The sequence below is a fragment of the Gemmatimonas sp. genome, assembly GCF_046594945.1.
GTDB lineage: Bacteria > Gemmatimonadota > Gemmatimonadetes > Gemmatimonadales > Gemmatimonadaceae > Gemmatimonas.
Window position 1 is genome coordinate 85,001 of sequence record NZ_JBKJRB010000080.1, and the last position, 17,738, is coordinate 102,738.

The following is a 17,738-nucleotide window of genomic DNA, read 5'->3' on the forward strand; positions in this document are numbered from 1 at the left end:
GATAGCGAACCGTTCACGCCACGCCAGTCGCTTAGACCGACGTCCGTTCCCGCTTCGATTCGCGGCTCGTGCGCTTGCGGTCGCTGGTGGAGAGTAGGCGCTTGCGAAGCCGGATGCTGAGCGGGGTGATCTCGATGAGCTCGTCGTCTTCGATGTACTCGAGTGCGCCTTCGAGGGTGATCTCCCGGGGCGGCTCGAGCGTGATGTTTTCGTCGGTCGACTTGGTGCGGATGTTCGAGAGCTTCTTTTCCTTCGTCGGGTTCACGTCCATGTCGCCCGGACGCGAGTTCTCGCCGATCAGCATGCCCTCGTACACCCCAGCGCCAGGCTGCACGAACAGCGTGGAGCGCTCCTGCAAGCTGAACAACGCGAAGGCGATGATCGTCCCGTTTTCCATCGACACGAGCACACCGCGCGAGCGACCCGACAGGTAACCTGCCCACGGCCCGTACTCGAGGAACCGGTGGTGCATGATGCCGGTGCCGCGCGTGTCCGTGAGGAATTCGCTGCGGAACCCGAATAGACCACGCGCCGGCACGCGATACAGCAAACGCACCAACCCCTGACCCGGGTTCTTCATCTCGATCATTTCGGCCTTACGGGGTCCAAGCTTCTCGATCACGGTGCCCAAGTATGCCTCGGGGACGTCGATCGCGAGCTCTTCGAACGGCTCGAGCTTCTCGCCGTTCTCACCGGTGCGCAGAATCACGCGCGGACGCGACACCTGAAACTCGAAGCCTTCGCGGCGCATCGTCTCCATGAGAATGGAAAGGTGCAATTCACCACGTCCCGATACGGTCCAGGCATCGGTGGACTCACTGTCTTCGACCTTGAGCGCCACGTTGCGCTCGAGCTCCTTGTACAGGCGCTCGCGCAACTGACGCGACGTCACGAACTTGCCCTCCTTCCCGGCGAACGGTGAATTGTTCACCACGAAGTCGACGCTGATCGTGGGCGACTCTACGCTGATGCCGGGGAGCGGCTCCTGGTGATCGGGATCGGTGAGCGTGCTGCCGATATCGACGTCTGCGAAGCCGGCCAGCAACACGATCTCGCCCGCCGACGCTTCCTGGATCTCCACGCGCTCGAGGCCTTCGTATCCGTACAGCTTGGACACGCGACCGCGCTGAATCGGCTTGTTGCTCTCGAACGGTAACAGCGTGACCGAGTCGCCGAGGTGGATAATGCCACGCTCCACGCGGCCGATCGCCATACGACCGAGGTAGGCCGAATACTCGATGGTGGACACGAGCATCTGGAACGTCCCGTCGGCATCCGACGGCGGCGGCGGCACGGTGTCGACGATCGTCTGATACAACGGCGTCAGATCGACTGGCGTGACATCCATGTCCATCGTGGCGAGCCCCAGCTTGGCGCTGGCATATACCACCGGCGCATTGAGCTGCTCTTCCGTGGCTTCGAGCGCGATGAACAGCGACAGCACTTCGTCATGGACGCGCATCGGATCGGCGCCGGGGCGGTCGATCTTGTTGATCACAATAATCGGGGTGCATCCGAGTTCGAGCGCCTTACGGAGCACGAAGCGCGTCTGCGGCATCGGGCCGTCGAATGCGTCCACGACGAGCAGTACGCCTTCGACCATGCGCAGAATGCGCTCCACTTCGCCACCGAAATCGGCGTGGCCGGGCGTGTCGACGATGTTGATCTTCGTGTCGTTCCAGCGGATCGACGTATTCTTGGCGAGAATGGTGATTCCGCGCTCTTTTTCAAGCGGGTTGGAATCCATCACGCGTTCTTCTACGACCTGATTTTCGCGGAAGGCTCCCGCTTGGCGGAGCATCTTGTCGACGAGGGTGGTCTTCCCGTGGTCGACGTGCGCGATGATGGCGATGTTACGAATCTGCATAGCCTTAAAAGTTAGTGGGCCCATGCAGTGCGAGACAATGGGGGCTCCGTCACGGAACCGTGACGAAGCTCAGCCCGCGCGCCGTCGCCCCACCAGTTCCACCGCCAACCGCATGGCCGCCACCAGACTCTCAGCGCTGGCGATCCCCTGCCCCGCGATATCGAGCGCCGTCCCGTGGTCCGGACTCGTGCGCACAAACGGCAGCCCGAGCGTGACATTCACGGCGCTGCCGAAGCTCGCCACTTTGATGGCCGTCATGCCGACATCGTGATACGGCGCGATCACCGCGTCGAACTCGCCGCGCATGGCCCGCACGAACACCGTGTCCGCCGGGAACGGCCCCGCGATGCCCACCTCCCGGGCCACGGGAGCCAGCAGTTCGTCGTCTTCACACCCGAACCGCCCGCTGTCGCCGGCGTGTGGATTAAGGGCACAGAGTGCCAATCTGGGCTCCGCGATGCCGAAGTCTGCACGCAGCCCCTCCCGGGTGGCATGTATCGCCTGCAACAGCGCCTCACGGGTCACCGCGGCCGGTACGTCACGGAGCGCGAGGTGGGTGGTGGCCAGCACCACCCGCAGCCGGTCGGAGGCCAGCATCATGGTGGCTGGCACGCCCGCGATGTCGGCCAGCATTTCGGTGTGCCCCGGGAAATCGAAGCCGCCGGCCTGCAGCGCAGCCTTGTCGAGCGGGGCAGTCACGATGCCGTCTACCTCACCGGCCAGGGCCATTCTGGCCGCCCGGTCCACCGCCAGGCCAGCCAGTTGCCCGGCCTGGGCGATGTCCACGTCACGTTGACCAATAGGCGCCCACACGCCAATCGGCTCGTGAACCGGCACCTCGGTACCGGTCGGACCGATCAGATGCCACGAAGCGCCCAGCACCGCGATCCGCGGGTCACTGAGCGCCTTGGCCACGATCTCCGGGCCGATGCCACGGGGATCGCCGAGGGTGAGCGCGAGGCGCATCATGCTCGTCGCCTTACGGCGTCACCGTTTGTTTGGTGGGATCGTAGCGCACCGACACGTACGTCTGCTTCTTGAGGGCGTCGATGAGGCGACGCATGCTGCGCTCTTCGGACAGCTGCGAACGCAGACGCTCCCGCACTTCCTTGAGCGTAAACTCGCCGGCCTCGTCGAGAAAGGTGACCTGAGCGACGATGAATTTGTTCACGCCGGCCGACGGATCGGGCATCGGGAACGGATCGATGATATCGCCCAGCTTCTTTCCTTCAAGAGCGTTGCGGTACGGCTCGGGCAGCTCGCTGCGCGGATACTCGGGGATCGCCTTGTCCTCGCCTCCGGCGGCGTCGTGATATTTCACGCTGAGCGAATCAAAGCTGCCGCCGGCACGCCACGCGGTCGCGATGCTGTCCGCCAATGCCTTCGCGCGGCGCTCATCAGCGGTGTCGAGCGACGGCCGAATAAGGATGTGTCGCGCCTTCACTTCCGCCGGCTGCACGCGATCTACGCGAATGATGTGATAGCCGAACGCCGTCTCGATGACCGGACTGATGATGCCAGGATTGAGGGCGAACATCATGCGATCGAACTCCGGCACCATACGACCACGACGATTCCAGCCGAGGTCACCACCGAGCTCCTTCGTGCCGTCCATCGACTCCTTCTTGGCGATGTTTTCGAAGTCTTCTGGGTGCTTGTCGAGCTCCGCACGCAACGAATCGATCTTGGTGCGGGCTTTCTTCTTCGATTCTTCCGACGGCTTCGTAGCAACGACCACCTGCCGCAAGCCCACGCGTGCCTCCTTGCGCGGCAGCTTGGCGCGGTTCGACTCGAACGCCTCGCTGATCTCGGCTTCCGTGACGTTGATTGCGGTCATCTTACCGTCGCGCTTCAGCTTGCTCACGACCTCCTGCTGCAGGTTGCGACGCTTGAGCTGATCGTTCTGCAGTTTGCGCCACTCGTCGACCGTCCCGAACCCCGCTTCCTTGAGTGCGGCTTTGAACTCAGGTTCGGTCTTGAACTGCGAGCGGATCTGCTTCTCGTTGTCATCAACGGAGCGCTGCAATTCGGCCTCATTAGGCTCGACCTTGAGCTCCTTGGCCTTCTGCACGAGTAGTTCCGCCTCAACCAGCTGCTGCAAAATTTCCTGCTCGAGCTTCACGAGATCCTGCGGTGAGGCGATCTTCGCCCCCGCCGAGCGAGCCGAGTTGACCGCGGCCAGCACTTCGGACACCAGCACCACCTGATCACCCACCACGGCGGCGATACCGTCCACCGGCAGACCCTTGGGCGGAACAGTGTCGGCAGCCGCGTTGGCGGCCGATTTCGGGGCGGCTTTGGGCGCATCCTGCGCCAGCGTAACCGACAACGGCGCCGCGATGATCGCGGCGCCGGTCAGCAGAAAAAGCAGTCTGGGCATCATTCCGTATAGTACCCGGTCGGGTGACCAGGGGTTCGTTTAAAAACGACGGGCCTACTTCTTGGTCGTGTCAGGCATCGGCATCGGCATCGGCATCGGAGCACCGCCCGGGGCGGGAACGCCAGGCGCGCCCTTGCCAGCCTTCAGCGAGTCGGACGTCGCGCGGACCGTCTTCGCCTTCTCGACGACCTTGTCGAGACCCGCGTCGTTGATCGAGAACTCGTACTTTTTCTGCAGCGCGCGGGCGACCGGGTACGGCACGTCCACGAACGGCACTTCATTCTTGATCAGCTTGTTGAAGAACGTTTCGATCCGGGCGGCCGCGATCTTCGCTTTGTCGCCACCGGCCTTCGCGCTGTCGGCCAGCTTCGACGGCTCGACGTTGAGCGAGCTCCACGTCTGCGTCACGGCCTGCTTGAAGTTCAGATACAGGTTCGACAGCTCCGCGGTGTCGAGCACCGACTTGGCACTGTCGGCCTGATGGAGCACAAGCTCGTTGCGCACGATCTGACGGACGAACTTCTCGACCAGCGAATCCGGCGCGTTCAACAGCTGCGGACGGATCTGCGAGTTCGGCGGGTAGGCCGCGACCCAATCGGCGAATTCCGACGCCGTGAGCTCTCCGCTCTTGTATGAGGCGAGCTTGCCGTTGTCCTTGGCATACCCGAGCGGGTTCCGCGCAATGGCCTTGGCCTTCACCGCCACGCCGGAGGTGAGCTCAACACCGTTCGACGACTCGACCTTCGCGAGATAGGTGCTCTCGGCGATCTGCACGTTCCGCTGCTTGGCCATCGGCGCAAATTTCGCGGCGACATCGGCATACGGGGAGCGGTAGATCACGTGGAAACCGAACGAGGTGGCGCACACGGGCGAGATCTCGCCCGGCTTGATGGCCATCACGCACTTCTCGAACTCGGGCACCATCATGCCCTTGCCGAACAGGCCCAGGTCACCGCCACGCTCGCCCGCGCCCGGCTCGTCGCTCTTGGCGGCCAGCTTGGCGAAATTGGCCGGCGTGGCCTCGGCACGAATGCCTTCGGCCTTCTTCTGCGCGGCGGCTTTCTGCTCGGGCGTTGCGTTGGCGTCGACCTTCACCAGGATGTGACGGGCGGCCATCGCCTCGCCATTCATGTAGCGCTGCTCATCCGGTCCGGGAGTCTGATCAGCCCAGCCCTTCGACACGTTGTCGTAGAACTTCTTGACGCGGATGTTGTCGATGTTCGACCACAGGGCCTCGTCCATCGTTTTCTTGACGGCGAGCGAATCGCCCTTGGCGGCCGAGATACCGACGAGCTGGTAATTCACCCAGAGCTCGGCAATGGAACGGGCGACGTCTTTCTCGAGCGGGGCCTGCGAAGTGCCCAGGATGTCCGCCAGGCGCGTCACGGAGAGCTGCTGGTCACCGGCCGAGGCGGCGACGTCCGGATTGGACGAGGCACCACAGGCGACGGCGAACGCGACGGCAGCGAGCACGGACAAACGATACGATTTCATCAGGTCGAACTCCGGCACCGGAGTGAAGAGAAGTGTTGGTGAGACCCTAACGGCAACCAGGCGGCTGCCATCAGGGAGCGAGGGCACGCAGCGCGCGCACCAAGCCCTCGAGCATTTCCGCCCCGCCCAATCGAGTCAGCTTGAGTGCCAACGGCTGTGTCCGACGGACGTCCACCTGGAACTGGACCCCGTGGAACGCCGCGGACAGACCCTTCAGGCGAGGAACTGCATCAGCCCTGAAACTAACACGGGCTTCAGAGGCCCGCACAAGCACCCCCTCCACACCGAGGGCCGCACCGAGGACCCGAAGCATGGCACTGGCGAAGAGGGCGTGCGCCGCCGACGGCATGGGTCCGAACCGATCGCGCACCTCCAGCTGGAGCGCCTCGATGTCCTTCGGCTCGCGCAACGCCGTGAGTCGGCGGTACACGTCCAGTTTGGCTTCCTGGGAGGTGATGTAGTCGTCGGGCAGGAATGACGGGAAATCGAGCGACACGTCGGCTGGGATCCAGGATTTCTGGCCACCGGCGTCCGACAGCTGCCGCACGGTTTCATCGAGCAACCGCAGGTACAGATCGAATCCCACGGAATGCACGAAACCGGATTGCTCCGATCCCAACAGATTACCCGCGCCGCGCAGCTCAAGGTCCTTGAGGGCGATACGGTACCCGGCGCCGAGCTCGGTATGGTGCTCCAGCACGGCCAACCGGCGCTCGGCGTCTTCATCCACCCGATCGGGCACCAGCAGATAGCAGTAGGCCCGGCGGTGCGAGCGCCCCACGCGACCGCGGAGCTGGTAGAGCTGAGCCAGCCCCAGATGGTCGGCCCGGTTCACGAACATGGTGTTGGCGTTCGGCACGTCGAGCCCGCTCTCCACGATCAGGGTGGACACCAGAATGTCCACCTCGTGATCGACAAACTGGCGCATGACGGCCTCGAGCGCGCGCTCCTTCATCTGGCCATGTCCCACTGCCACCTTGGCGCGGGGCACGATGCGTCGCAGATGATCCGCGATCGCTTCGATGGTCTCGATGCGATTGTGCACGAAGAACACCTGACCGCCGCGGTCGAGCTCGCGCGACACCGCTTCCTCGATCAACGCGTCGTCGAACGGCTCGACAAAGGTGAGCACCGGCGAGCGATCGCGCGGCGGTGTCTGCATGAGTGTCAGATCGCGCAGTCCCGCCAGCGACTGATGCAACGTGCGCGGAATCGGCGTCGCGGTCAGCGTGAGCACGTCGGTTTGCAGCTTGAGCTGCTTGAGCCGTTCCTTGTGCTTCACGCCGAAGCGGTGCTCTTCATCGACTACGATGAGACCGAGATCAGCGAACTCGACATCAGGGCTGAGCAGGCGATGCGTCCCGATCACAATGTCGATCTGTTTCTTCTTGAGCTTCTCCACCACGACGGCCTGTTCCTTGGCGGTCTGGAATCGGCTCATCACTTCCACGGTGACGGGGAAGTCGGCCAACCGATCGCCGAAGCTACGCGCATGCTGTTCGGCCAGAATGGTAGTCGGCACCAACACCGCCACCTGACGACCGCCCTGCACGGCTTTGAATGCCGCGCGAATGGCAATCTCGGTTTTACCGTACCCTACGTCGCCCACCAGCAGGCGATCCATGGGGCGGTCACTCTCGAGGTCGCGCTTCACGTCTTCGGTGGCTTTGCGCTGGTCAGGCGTGTCTTCGAACAAGAACGAGCTCTCGAGCTGTCGCTGCCACGCCGTATCCACGCCATGCGTGGGACGCGTGGCCACTTTGCGTCGGGCGTAGAGATCGAGCAGTTCCTGCGTCATCTCGAGAATCGCCATGCGCGTTTTCTCGCGCTGCTGCTTCCACCGATTGCCGCCCAGTTTGTGCAACCGCGGTGCCGGTGCGTCATCGGACACATCGCTGGCGCTGCGGTACCGCTCGATCTGATCGATGCGATACAGCGGCACATTCAGGCGATCGCCGCCTTCGTACTCAATGACGGCGGCTTCGATCGTGCTCTCGCGCACGAAGATTTTCTCGATGCCGCGATAGATGCCGATGCCGTGCTCCAGATGCACGACGTAATCACCCGGCTTGAGCGCCCCGATGGTATCGAGGGGCGCCCCGGTGCTGTATTTGCGCGTGCGGCGCAACCGGCGATCACGTCGGAAAATCTCGTGATCGGTGAGTACGCGCACGACGTTCGGAATGATGAAGCCGCCGCCGAGCACGCCGATGGCGAGCGACGCGGACAACGGTCCATCTTCGCCGAGCAGTTCGTCGAGACGTTCCACCTGTCCGGCGTTGTCGCACAGAATGAGCGTGTGTAATCCATCGCGCTGCAGCTTGCGCAGCACACGCAGATCACGCGAGATCGGTTCCGGCGGACGCGTGGCGAACGCGATATCGGGCTCAGGGCCCTGCGGCTGGAGGTCCGCCAACGAGGCACTGACGGCGCGCTGCGGCGGTGGGGCAATGCGAATGGTGCCAAAGCGCGCCAACGTGGAGGCCATCTCGGGCGGCGGCACGAACAGCTGTTCGCGACGCACCCACTCTTCCCCTCGACGACGCGCCAACTCGAGATGGTGCGCCGCTTCGTCCCACGTGCGCACCAACTCCGGCAGCACCGACGTCCCCGCCGGCATCACGACGATGGCATCGGGCGGCCACAACGACGGCAACGACACGCGCTCGGCTTCCCCGTCGTCGTCGCGCACGCGACCATCGACCGGAAGAATCAGTGCCAGCTCGGCGTCGCGCGTACTGCGCTGCGTGTTGAGATCAAAGTGACGCAGCTCGACGATGTCGTCACCCCAGAACTCGAGGCGTACCGGCTCGGCCATACCGAACGAGTAGATGTCGATAATGCCGCCGCGCACCGAGAACTGCGCGACGTCCTCCACCATCGGCACGCGCTCGAAGCCGATCGAATCGAGATGCGCCGTGAGATCTTCCAGGCGACGCACATCGCCCTTGCGCAGTTCAAGTCGCGCCCCGGCCAGCGCCCGGGGCAACGCGGTCTGTTCGAGCACCGCGCGCGCCGTCGTGAGCAACAGTCGCACACCGCTGCGGCCAAGCTTCTCGAGCGTTTCGACGCGTTCACCGGCTACTTCCGCATGCGGTTCGACTTCGCCAAAGCCCTCGCGGGGCGGATACAACGCCACGGGGATGTCGTCCACCAGCGACTGCAGGTCAGCCAGCCAGCGTTCGGCATCACCCACTTGGTCGGTGATGACCACCACCAGTCGTTGCGGCAGTGCCCGGGCGAGTGCCGCCACAAACACCGCGTCGGCCGACCCAGCGAGTCCGCCGACGCGGAGGCTCTGACCCGGACCGGGAATCGCTTTGTGAACTCGTGCGAACGCCGGCAGTTTCTCGATCGCATCGAGAAGTCGAGGAAGTCCCATTAGTGTCTCGCCACCCAGGCTTCGGCCAACAGGGCAGCCAGTGCCAGCGCGACCAGCGGCAGTAACAATCCGTGACCGGCGGCGCGCTCGAACACCAACTGTCGCCATGCGCTTGCACTGGCGGCCGGGGACACATCGCGCCCGGAAATGTGGGTGCGCATCATGGCCACCGCGCTATCGGCTACTCCCTTCCCCATGCCCACCACGTCCGACTCCTCTGGCTCCGGATTCACCACCAGCGCACCGATGCGTGCGGCGTGCCGGCGGAGGTAGTACACCCCCGCCTCATTGGGAACGGTGAGACGGTCGCTATTCGTGCCCACCACTTTGCCATCGGGACCTTCAAGGCCTGTCACGCCACGCAGTCCGGCAATGTGTTGACCGGGCACCGCGTCGATGATCCGACCGTCTTCGCCCAACCGGCGCGACAGCGCCTCCAACAACCATGGCACAAAGGCCGCGCGCAGCGGCAACTCCGTGGCCTCGGGCTCGAGCGGTGAACCGATCAGCACGAAGCCATCGCCCGCCACCGCCCAGGCTGATCCTCCGGCGGTGGCCAAGGTGTCGGGCATGGCGAGCGCGCTGGCGCCGTTCGCCGCTTGGTTGCTTCCCGGTGAATACACCAGCGGATAGCGCAGGCGCACGGGCGTTCCTTCGAATACGCGAACTGCCGCCGCGTTGGTATCGAGCGGCGCGCCGTCGCTGCTGGCGGCGCGGGCCAGCACGAGGTTGCGGGCAATCGCCCCGAAACGCCACGGGATGCCCAGCCGCGTGAGAGTGCGATTCGCTTCACCGATCCGCACGGGATCGAGCGGCGCGGTGAGCAGCACCGGCAGTCGAAGGCCAGCCGCATCGGCTCCGGATACGGTCACGCTGCGCGCTGCGCTTTCAGCACCGCGCTCGAGTCGCTTCTCTTCCACCAGGGTGGAGAGCGCGGCCGTCAGGAATGGGCCGCCCTCACCGCGTACGGCCACCGTTGGCGGTGGTGCTACGCGCACGGCGAACCAACGCGTGTCGTCAGCGCGCAGGGCGTCGGCATCGACTTCCACCCTGCCACGAACCCAACCGCTGCTGTTGCTGGCCAGCCGCTGCGTGAGCCGCACCGGCGCGCCAACCGGCGCACTCGCCACCGCTCCGCGCGCCACCGTGCGGCCATCCAACAGCAGGCGCCAATCGGCCGAATCGGGCGCACTGATCGCGAAGTGCACGGTGCCCGACGGGGTCCAGCGCGCGGGCTCGGCTCGCGCCGCCAACACCGCGCGATTTCGAACAGCCGTGGCGCCATGCGCCAGTATCACCACGGGTACCGCGCCCGCATTCACGACGCTGTCGGTGGCGAACGCATTGCGCTGTCCATCACTTACGATCGCAACCACCGGGGCGCGTGGAGTCCCGCTGCGCGCGAGCCCCACCGCACGGCGCGTCGCGGCCGCGAGGTCGCCACGCCCACCCAACGGCGCGAGACCGTTCAACGCCTCCCGCAACGACTTCGCACTGCCTCCGATCACGCGTGAATCGGCGGTCACGATCCAGGCCCGATCGTCGTTCGAGAGGTCCGACAGCAATGCGCGCACATCCGCCCGCAAGCTGTCGAACACCGAGCGCTCATGGCCGATGATCCCGGTGCTCATGGAATTGTCGAGCACGATCGCCAGCGCGACCGGCGCGTGCCCGAGGCCAGCGAGCTTGGCGATCGGACGCGCGGCCGCCAGCGCCAGCGCCAGCACGGCGAGGATGCGCAGCAGCAGCAGGAGGCGGTGACGGAGCTTGAGATCGCGGCTGTGTTCCTGTTCCATGCGCGTGAGGTAGCGCACGGCGGGGAAATCCACCGTACGGCCGACCTTTCGACGCAACAGATGCACCAGCAACGGCACGCCAACCAGAGTGGCCAGCGTCAGAAACAGCGGAGCGAGAAACGCCATCGAGAGGCTGCGAGAGGACTACGACAAAGTCGAAAACTTCGAGAGTGGCAGATGGATCAGATCATGGCGCCGCGACCGTTCACGCCCACCAGATGGCGCAACGGTCGGCCGAACGGTTCATCGGTCATGGCCACGGCATACCGCGCGCCGGCCCGACCGAGTGCGGCACGCCATTCGGCGAGCGCCTCCTGCACTGTGGCCTGATACGTGGTGCGCACGTCGGCCGGCGAGGCTGGCACTTCAATCTTCGATTCGGGATCGCGATAGCGCGCCTCGCCGGAATCGGGGAAGTCGCGTTCGGCCGGGTCCATCACCTGCAGAACCAGCACTTCGTGTCCGCGTGCCCGTAGCGTGCGCGCGGCATCGGCCACCGGTTCGGGGTCGGTGAGCAGATCGGACAGCAGCACCACGAACCCTGGGCGACGCACGAGCTGGCCGGCCTGCAGCAGCGCGCCGGCCACGTCGGAGCTGGTGCCACCGCCGGGCTCGGAGAAGGCGGCCATGAGCCGACGCCACTGCGTGCGCTGCGACCGGGGCGGCACCACGTTGCGAAGCGTGGCATCGAAGCGTACGAGCCCCACGGCATCACGCTGGCGTAGCAGCAACAGCGCTACCGCTGCGGCCAGGCGCTCGGCGTACGCCAACTTGGTGAGTCGAGCCGGATCGCTGGTCCACTGCATGGAGGCGCTCACGTCGAGTACCAGCATCGCCCGGGCGTTCGTCTCTTCCTCGAATTGCTTGACCACCCAGCGATCGGCGCGACCCGCGATCCGCCAATCGAGATAACGCAGGTCGTCGCCCGGCATATATGGCCGATGCTCGGCGAACTCGACACTGAACCCCTTTCGCGGCGACCGGTGCATGCCCGTGACGAACCCGTCGACGACCCAACGGGCGACGAGTTCCAAGTGGCCTAGGGCCGCTAGGACGGTGGGATCGAGTTGATCGGCGCGTGGCTGGGACATGTGCGAGAAGGATAGTGCGATGACCGTGATCTGGGCTGCCCCCCCCGGCGATCGCGTGTTGTTTGACATCTACGGCCGAGACCCCAAGTTTAGTTGAGAATGGACCAATTATTCCCCTTGTGGAGGAGAGCAGTCATGACCAGACCGTTTGGCTTGCTGGCGGCCGTCGCGACATTGACCTACGGTGGGTCGCTGCTCGCTCAGGGCGCGACGAGGAGTGCGTCGACCGCCGAGTCGGCACCGCAGGTGACCATCAGGGCCGTTTCCGCCGTAACCTCACTGGCGAACTGGCCCGGTTTGTCATTGTCGGTGAATAAGGACGCCTACGTGACCGTGTTCGCCGTCACTCGGACGAACGGATCGGCGCTGCCGATTCAGATCCTTTCGCCCGCTCGACCGAAGGCCGCCGGTCGAATCAAGGCGGGCAAGACCGTGACGCCTCGTCTCTTACTTGGCGACGAAGCACTGCATCTGCTGAGCTACGGAGAGTCGCCGTTGATCGTGGCGTTCGCGTCGACCGTGAAGCCGGAGCTGTCGGCCTTCAAGGCCGGTGGGAGATGGGGCCGCGACCTGCTGATGGATACGCTGGCCGGCTCCGACCAGCAGATGGTGGAAATTCTGGCGAAGACGATCTACGCGTCCGGAGTGCCGTTCGACGCTGCCGTCAGCGCTCCCAGTACCATCCCGTTGGCACACACGGTCCCGAGTGCGTTCGCCTTTGGCGATACACCGGTCGAGGTAACTGCTTTCGGCCAGCGCGTGGGCGCCCCGATCCTGGAGAAGGTCGATCCCGAAATCATGTCGGCCGATGTCTATCAGCAAACCGGCATGCTACCGTATGGCGCGTACAATGGCGTGCCATTCACCTTGAAAGACGGTATGAAAGTGTCGATCACGAGGGCGGTAGATGGAAACGGTTATCGGCTGACCTATTGGGGAACGGAGAATCGACCGCCTACGGCCGGTCAGAAAGCCGGCCAGGCTGGAGCGGGCTCCACCACGTCTCCGCCAGTGCGATAGGCACAACTGTCTAAGCCGGAGATGTTTCCTCACCTGTGTCCCCTCGTGGCCGTCGCCCTTCTGGCGCTGACTGTAGCCCCGCGAGCCAGCGCGCAGGCGCCCATTGGCATCCTGTCGCTCGGCGTTCGTCACTCGACGCTCAAGAATACCGCTCGCCCAATGGGCGAGCTCAAGTCGCTGGTGGACTCACTCGACGTGCAGATCGCCGCAGCCGCCAAACTCGGGCGCACGTCGGAGATCCGACGCCTGTACGCGCACGCCGCGACGGTACTGGCCCGCCGACCGTGGACACCAGAGGCGGAGTTCGCGAGCTCGCTCATTTCGCGCACCGACCGGCAGGTCGCGGACCCAGCTCGACGCTGGTCGATGCGGGTGGAGCAAATATACGCACCGACGATCCAACTCGATCGCCCGCTGGTGGCTCGCGCAACACTCCGTCAGCGCGCGGCGGGCAGCCCCCCGAGTGAACCGATGGCCGTCGTCAAGCAGCTGGGCGCGTTCGACGGCGTGCCACGCGACCTGCGCGATACACCGTTCACCCTCGAGGCCGACCTGCACGATGTGGTCGACGGCTCGTACGTGGTTGCGGTCGAACTGCTCGACAGCGCCCGAACCCTCGGCACGACCACGCTGAGCATCGTCGTGCGCACCGGACTGGAGGCGTCGATCGCGCGGCTCGAAGCCGCCGCCGCCAAGGCACCTGAGCCTGTGCGCTCCGACCTCCTCTTCCCTGTCGATCGCCTGCGCAACGTGAATCTCAATCGCATCGCCCTGGGCACGTTCAATCCCGCGCGCGATTTTGCCGCCGCCGAATCACTGCTGGTGGCGGCGAATGCGCGTAAGGACCCATGGTCAGGACGGACCGGCGACCTCAAGCAGCATTACCTGCTCGAGGCGGCGGCCGAAGTGATGCCGTATCGCGTGTATGTCCCTAAGGGGTACACGCCAGCGAAACCCTTGCCGCTGATCATCGCACTGCACGGCCTTGGCGCCACCGAGGACAGCTTCTTCGATCAGTACGGCAGGCGGCTGCCAGCGCTGGCCGAGGAGCGCGGCTACATACTGGCCGCACCGCTCGGATATCGGGTCGACGGCGGCTACGGGGTAGCACTCGGCGGACCTAGTGGCGACCCTGCCGCAAGCCGCGCGCGCGCGCTGAGCGAGCAGGATGTGATGCAGGTGCTGCAATCGGTGCGATCGCGATACAAGGTGGACGATCGCCGCGTTTACCTGATGGGCCACTCAATGGGCGCCATCGGCACTTGGGCGATCGCGGCGAAGACGCCGAGCCAATGGACGGCGCTCGGCGTCTTCTCCGGCTTCGGCCTCGCGTCGACGGCCAAGACAATTGGCGGCATTCCACAGTTCGTGGTACACGGAGACGCGGATCCGACGGTGCCGGTGGGGGGCTCACGCGTAATGGTTGCGGCGTTGAAGAGCGTAGGTGCCGACGTACAGTATCTCGAAGTGCCGGGCGGCGATCACTCCAATGTGGTGGAACCCAACTTCGCAGCGATGTTCGACTTTTTCGATCGGCACGCGACACGTCCCATCGTCAAGCCGTAGCCGGGCGCCGCTCACTCGTTGCGTGGCTCGGTGGCCGTCAGCGCCAGCAGTTGATCGACGAAGCGTCGTTGCACGGCGCGCGACTCATCGCCCGCGTGGCGCTCCATCCAGTCTGTGAAGAGCTTTCGGCTGGAGCCGGCACGCACGTCACCGACGACCTCCGGCAAAGTCGAGTCCGGGCTCTCTGGCGGCTTGACCCGTGAGGTGCCCGAATCGGCGGGCGCCTTCAGTGCGTACACGATCCTGACCACGCCCGCTTGCATGGCCGCTCCGGTGCACATGACGCACGGTTCAAGGGTTGAGACCATGATCAACGATTCACCTTCGGCCGTTTTTCCGGCGGCGGAGATCAAGGCATTGATCTCGGCGTGCGCGACGAGATTTCCGGTTGCCACCATGGTGTTGTAGCCGACGGAAAGCAGTGATCCGTCGGCACGCAACAGTACGCAGCCGATCGGCGCCTCGCCCGCAGAGAGCGCCAGCTCGGCCTGCTCAAGCGCGAGAAGCATCCACGCCGACGCGTCGTCCCGAGATTTCACGATGCTTGGCGTTGTGCTCACGTGTGTTCTTGCGCGGCCTCGTCGTCCGGGTGATCGTGTTTCGCGACGTCCTTCTCCAGGCGCGAGCGCTCACTCGCTTTTTCCGCATCGTCGTGTTGCTCGCGATGCTCGAACAGTCGATCTTTTCCGGCGTCGTCATGTCGCGCGATTTTAGCCGGGTTGTGTGAGGGACCATCGCCATGCTTCGCGTCGGCAGCCTTCGCCGCCGCCTTTTCAGCATCGGCCGCGTGGTCGAGCTTCTTGTCGCTCGCGTCGTGCTTGTAGTCGCTGGTACCATCGCTCATTACTGACTCGCGTGTTAAAGGTTGGAATACGAAAGCGCAAAGGGCGTGCCAAGTTCGGCTTACGCCAGTGCCTGCATTTGCTCGAGAAGCGTGTAAAGTGTGAGGGGATCATCCCGCACGCCCGTGGCGCTGTACACCGCGTTGGCCAGCGACGCCGCCACCCCGCAGCTACCGAACTCGCCGATACGCAGATCTCCCCCGGTGTGCAGGTGCCGCACTGATATCCCTAGTGCTCAATGAAGGCGACCTGCATCGGGACCAGTTTCTCCAGCGTGCCCACGCCTGCAATGGTGGTGATCCTCTCGCGGTCGTGCATCATGGCGAGCGTCAGGCAGGAGTTGAGCCGTCGCGAGCGGTCCATGCACTTACAGGCGCCGCACACGGCTATGGAAACCTTCTCCAGCAAGGACTTCGCGGTGCCTTCGTGCAATGACTCGTAGCTGCCGCGCGGCCGCCGCGCGACCGCCGTCGACGCGGCACCACGCACGAGGAAACTACAAACGTTCAGTTCGCCATTATCATCATCTTCCATGGCGCAATCTTCTGCGGTGGTGTGCCGCATGAGCAATGATCGCATTGCCGTTCGCGCTCATCGCCCGGACACTGATCCGGATCCCGCGTGCGTTCGTCATTTTCGACGTACAGCCGACCCACGGTCGGAGCGGGAGCTCACCGCACGCACCGAGGAGGAACGAGGCCTCGTAGCTGGTCATCCGCCCGTTTGGCGACTCGAGTACTTTAACGGTGTTTCCTGCATGAACGCTTGAGGAAGGCCATTCCGTTGGAAGTCTGTCACATCCGCATTTTTACATGAGCGCGCAATCCGACCACGGCGGGTCCAACGTTGTGGACCGCCTGATCGCCGGTATCGGCGTGCGTCAGACTTTTCGGTTTCGGGTCGACGTTCTGTGTATACCGCCGCTCGCTCGTGCACCTATTCAGCGCACGGACGTCGCAGCTGAGAGGCGTGACCGCCGTGAATGAGTTGCACCAGCGCTTGCGTTCAGTGAGATGGCCGATGGGCTCGTCTTGGATGGTGGCGCTCTATCTGCTCGTCGCGTCTGCTATCACGGCGCAGCAAACACTCGGAAAGGCGCGCAGCAACAACTTTGCGATTTTCCGATCGAGCTTCTGGCATCTCGTGCGCGATCAGGATCTCTACGCGTGGTACCGCGCCGAGCACTGGGACCTGTTCAAGTACTCGCCGACGTGCGCGCTGCTCTTCGCACCGTTCGCCGTGTTACCGTACGGATTCGGATTGCTCTGCTGGAACCTGCTGAACGCCGCCGTGCTCAGCATCGCGGTCGTGATGCTATTACCGGGACGCGCCGGTGTTGCGGCGCTGCTCATCGTGCTGCTTGAAGCAGTTGGCGCGTTGCAGAACACGCAGAGCAATGCGCTGGTCGCGGGGTTGATCATCCTCTCGGTTGTCGCCATCGAACGCGACTGTGTCGGCGGCGGGGCGGCGGCGGTCATCACCGGTGCCGCGATCAAGCTCTTTCCGCTGAGCGCCGGATTGTTCGGGCTCATGACGCCGATGCGATGGCGTCATGTCGCATGGTGCGCCGGGCTAGGGGTGCTTTTTGTGGCCCTCCCTTTGCTGGTTACCTCGCCGGCCACGTTGGCGCAGCAGTACCAATCGTGGGGAACGCTTTCCAGTCAGGATGCCACCAAGGTTGGCATGGCATGGCTCGGCGGCGTGATCGAACTCGCACTGGGGCGCCCTATTCCCCACGCGCCAGTACAGCTGTTCGGGATTGTCGTGCTGCTTGGCAGCGCATATCTGGCGCGCGACCGCTGGATCGATGCGATCGTGCGGCGCCTACTGCTGTCGTCGATGCTGATGTTCTCCGTCGTCTTCAATCATATGGCGGAATCGCCCACGTTCGTGATCGCTTATGCGGGCATCGGCATATGGTGGGCGGCGACGCCGCGCGCACGCTGGCGCGACCTGCTGGTACTGACCATCGTGCTGCTCGGATCGGTTGGCGGGTCCGATCTCGTGCCGCGCGACATCCGGCTCCAGTGGCACGGACGCATTCAGCTTAAGGCGATCGTCACGCTCGTTGGCTGGTTCGCGCTGCAGGCGGATCTGTGGCGATATCTGCGGGCGCCGCAGGCACACGCCGTAGCGACTCGATCGCCGAACGCGGAATGAGACATGCGTTGGTAGCGTCGCCGTCCGTCAGGTTGTCAGCGCGGCATGGATTCTGCCGCGCGGCCACTCCTTGCGCGCGCAACGCGTCACTCTGACTGCTGGTGATCTACGGCACGTACAGGCCAGCCGGGTCGTCCTCC

The 17,738-nt window shown here is 64.5% G+C and carries 14 protein-coding genes; 3 read left to right on the forward strand and 11 right to left on the reverse strand.

Annotated elements, in window-relative coordinates; genetic code table 11:
• Nucleotides 1-31: 31 nt before the first annotated feature.
• The 7 genes from typA to ACLL97_RS09750 all read right to left on the reverse strand — a co-directional run bounded on the left by typA (nucleotide 32) and on the right by ACLL97_RS09750 (nucleotide 12,010).
• A complete protein-coding gene (gene typA / locus ACLL97_RS09720) occupies nucleotides 32-1,867 on the reverse strand; it encodes a translational GTPase TypA (protein WP_411280269.1) in 1,836 nt (611 codons plus the stop codon).
• Nucleotides 1,868-1,936: 69 nt separating this feature from the next.
• Nucleotides 1,937-2,836, reverse strand: a complete 900-nt coding sequence (gene pdxA, locus ACLL97_RS09725) for a 4-hydroxythreonine-4-phosphate dehydrogenase PdxA (RefSeq protein ID WP_411280270.1) — start codon at nucleotides 2,834-2,836, stop codon at nucleotides 1,937-1,939.
• A 10-nt stretch (nucleotides 2,837-2,846) separates the two neighbouring features.
• Complete coding sequence (locus tag ACLL97_RS09730) at nucleotides 2,847-4,250, reverse strand: peptidylprolyl isomerase (protein WP_411280271.1); 1,404 nt, start codon at nucleotides 4,248-4,250, stop codon at nucleotides 2,847-2,849.
• Between the two features lie 51 nt (nucleotides 4,251-4,301).
• Nucleotides 4,302-5,741: a peptidylprolyl isomerase gene (locus tag ACLL97_RS09735; RefSeq protein ID WP_411280272.1), complete on the reverse strand. Its 1,440-nt coding sequence runs from the start codon at nucleotides 5,739-5,741 to the stop codon at nucleotides 4,302-4,304.
• 70 nt (nucleotides 5,742-5,811) lie between these two features.
• Entirely contained in the window at nucleotides 5,812-9,123 is a 3,312-nt protein-coding gene (gene mfd, locus ACLL97_RS09740) for a transcription-repair coupling factor (protein ID WP_411280273.1), read from the reverse strand.
• On the reverse strand, nucleotides 9,123-11,045 hold the full coding sequence (locus ACLL97_RS09745; protein WP_411280274.1) for a BatA domain-containing protein: 1,923 nt from the start codon (nucleotides 11,043-11,045) through the stop codon (nucleotides 9,123-9,125). Before ACLL97_RS09745 ends, mfd begins: the two co-directional genes overlap by 1 nt.
• 56 nt (nucleotides 11,046-11,101) lie before the next feature.
• Nucleotides 11,102-12,010, reverse strand: a complete 909-nt coding sequence (locus tag ACLL97_RS09750; RefSeq protein ID WP_411280275.1) for a DUF58 domain-containing protein — start codon at nucleotides 12,008-12,010, stop codon at nucleotides 11,102-11,104.
• 135 nt (nucleotides 12,011-12,145) lie between these two features.
• Here ACLL97_RS09750 and ACLL97_RS09755 point away from each other — a divergent pair, with 135 nt between their 5' ends.
• Together ACLL97_RS09755 and ACLL97_RS09760 are read left to right on the forward strand one after the other, a co-directional pair.
• Nucleotides 12,146-13,030, forward strand: a complete 885-nt coding sequence (locus tag ACLL97_RS09755) for a hypothetical protein (protein ID WP_411280276.1) — start codon at nucleotides 12,146-12,148, stop codon at nucleotides 13,028-13,030.
• Between the two features lie 45 nt (nucleotides 13,031-13,075).
• The gene (locus ACLL97_RS09760; protein ID WP_411280277.1) at nucleotides 13,076-14,596 is read left to right on the forward strand and encodes an alpha/beta hydrolase-fold protein; all 1,521 of its coding nucleotides are present in this window, start codon (nucleotides 13,076-13,078) and stop codon (nucleotides 14,594-14,596) included.
• 11 nt (nucleotides 14,597-14,607) lie between these two features.
• On the opposite strand, the gene ACLL97_RS09765 is transcribed toward ACLL97_RS09760, so the two are convergent.
• Genes ACLL97_RS09765 through ACLL97_RS09780 form a run of 4 tightly spaced genes read right to left on the reverse strand, consistent with a single transcriptional unit; the run spans nucleotide 14,608 to nucleotide 16,002 of the window.
• Nucleotides 14,608-15,135 carry a nucleoside deaminase gene (locus ACLL97_RS09765; protein ID WP_411280278.1) on the reverse strand — a complete coding sequence of 176 codons (528 nt, stop codon included), beginning with the start codon at nucleotides 15,133-15,135 and terminating at the stop codon, nucleotides 14,608-14,610.
• Nucleotides 15,136-15,152: 17 nt separating this feature from the next.
• Nucleotides 15,153-15,440, reverse strand: coding sequence for a hypothetical protein (locus ACLL97_RS09770; protein ID WP_411280279.1), 288 nt, complete (start codon nucleotides 15,438-15,440; stop codon nucleotides 15,153-15,155).
• A 59-nt stretch (nucleotides 15,441-15,499) separates the two neighbouring features.
• A complete protein-coding gene (locus ACLL97_RS09775) occupies nucleotides 15,500-15,658 on the reverse strand; it encodes a hypothetical protein (RefSeq protein ID WP_411280280.1) in 159 nt (52 codons plus the stop codon).
• Between the two features lie 8 nt (nucleotides 15,659-15,666).
• Nucleotides 15,667-16,002, reverse strand: coding sequence for a hypothetical protein (locus tag ACLL97_RS09780; protein ID WP_411280281.1), 336 nt, complete (start codon nucleotides 16,000-16,002; stop codon nucleotides 15,667-15,669).
• Nucleotides 16,003-16,458: 456 nt separating this feature from the next.
• Here ACLL97_RS09780 and ACLL97_RS09785 point away from each other — a divergent pair, with 456 nt between their 5' ends.
• Complete coding sequence (locus ACLL97_RS09785; protein ID WP_411280282.1) at nucleotides 16,459-17,598, forward strand: glycosyltransferase family 87 protein; 1,140 nt, start codon at nucleotides 16,459-16,461, stop codon at nucleotides 17,596-17,598.
• Nucleotides 17,599-17,738 lie beyond the last annotated feature (140 nt).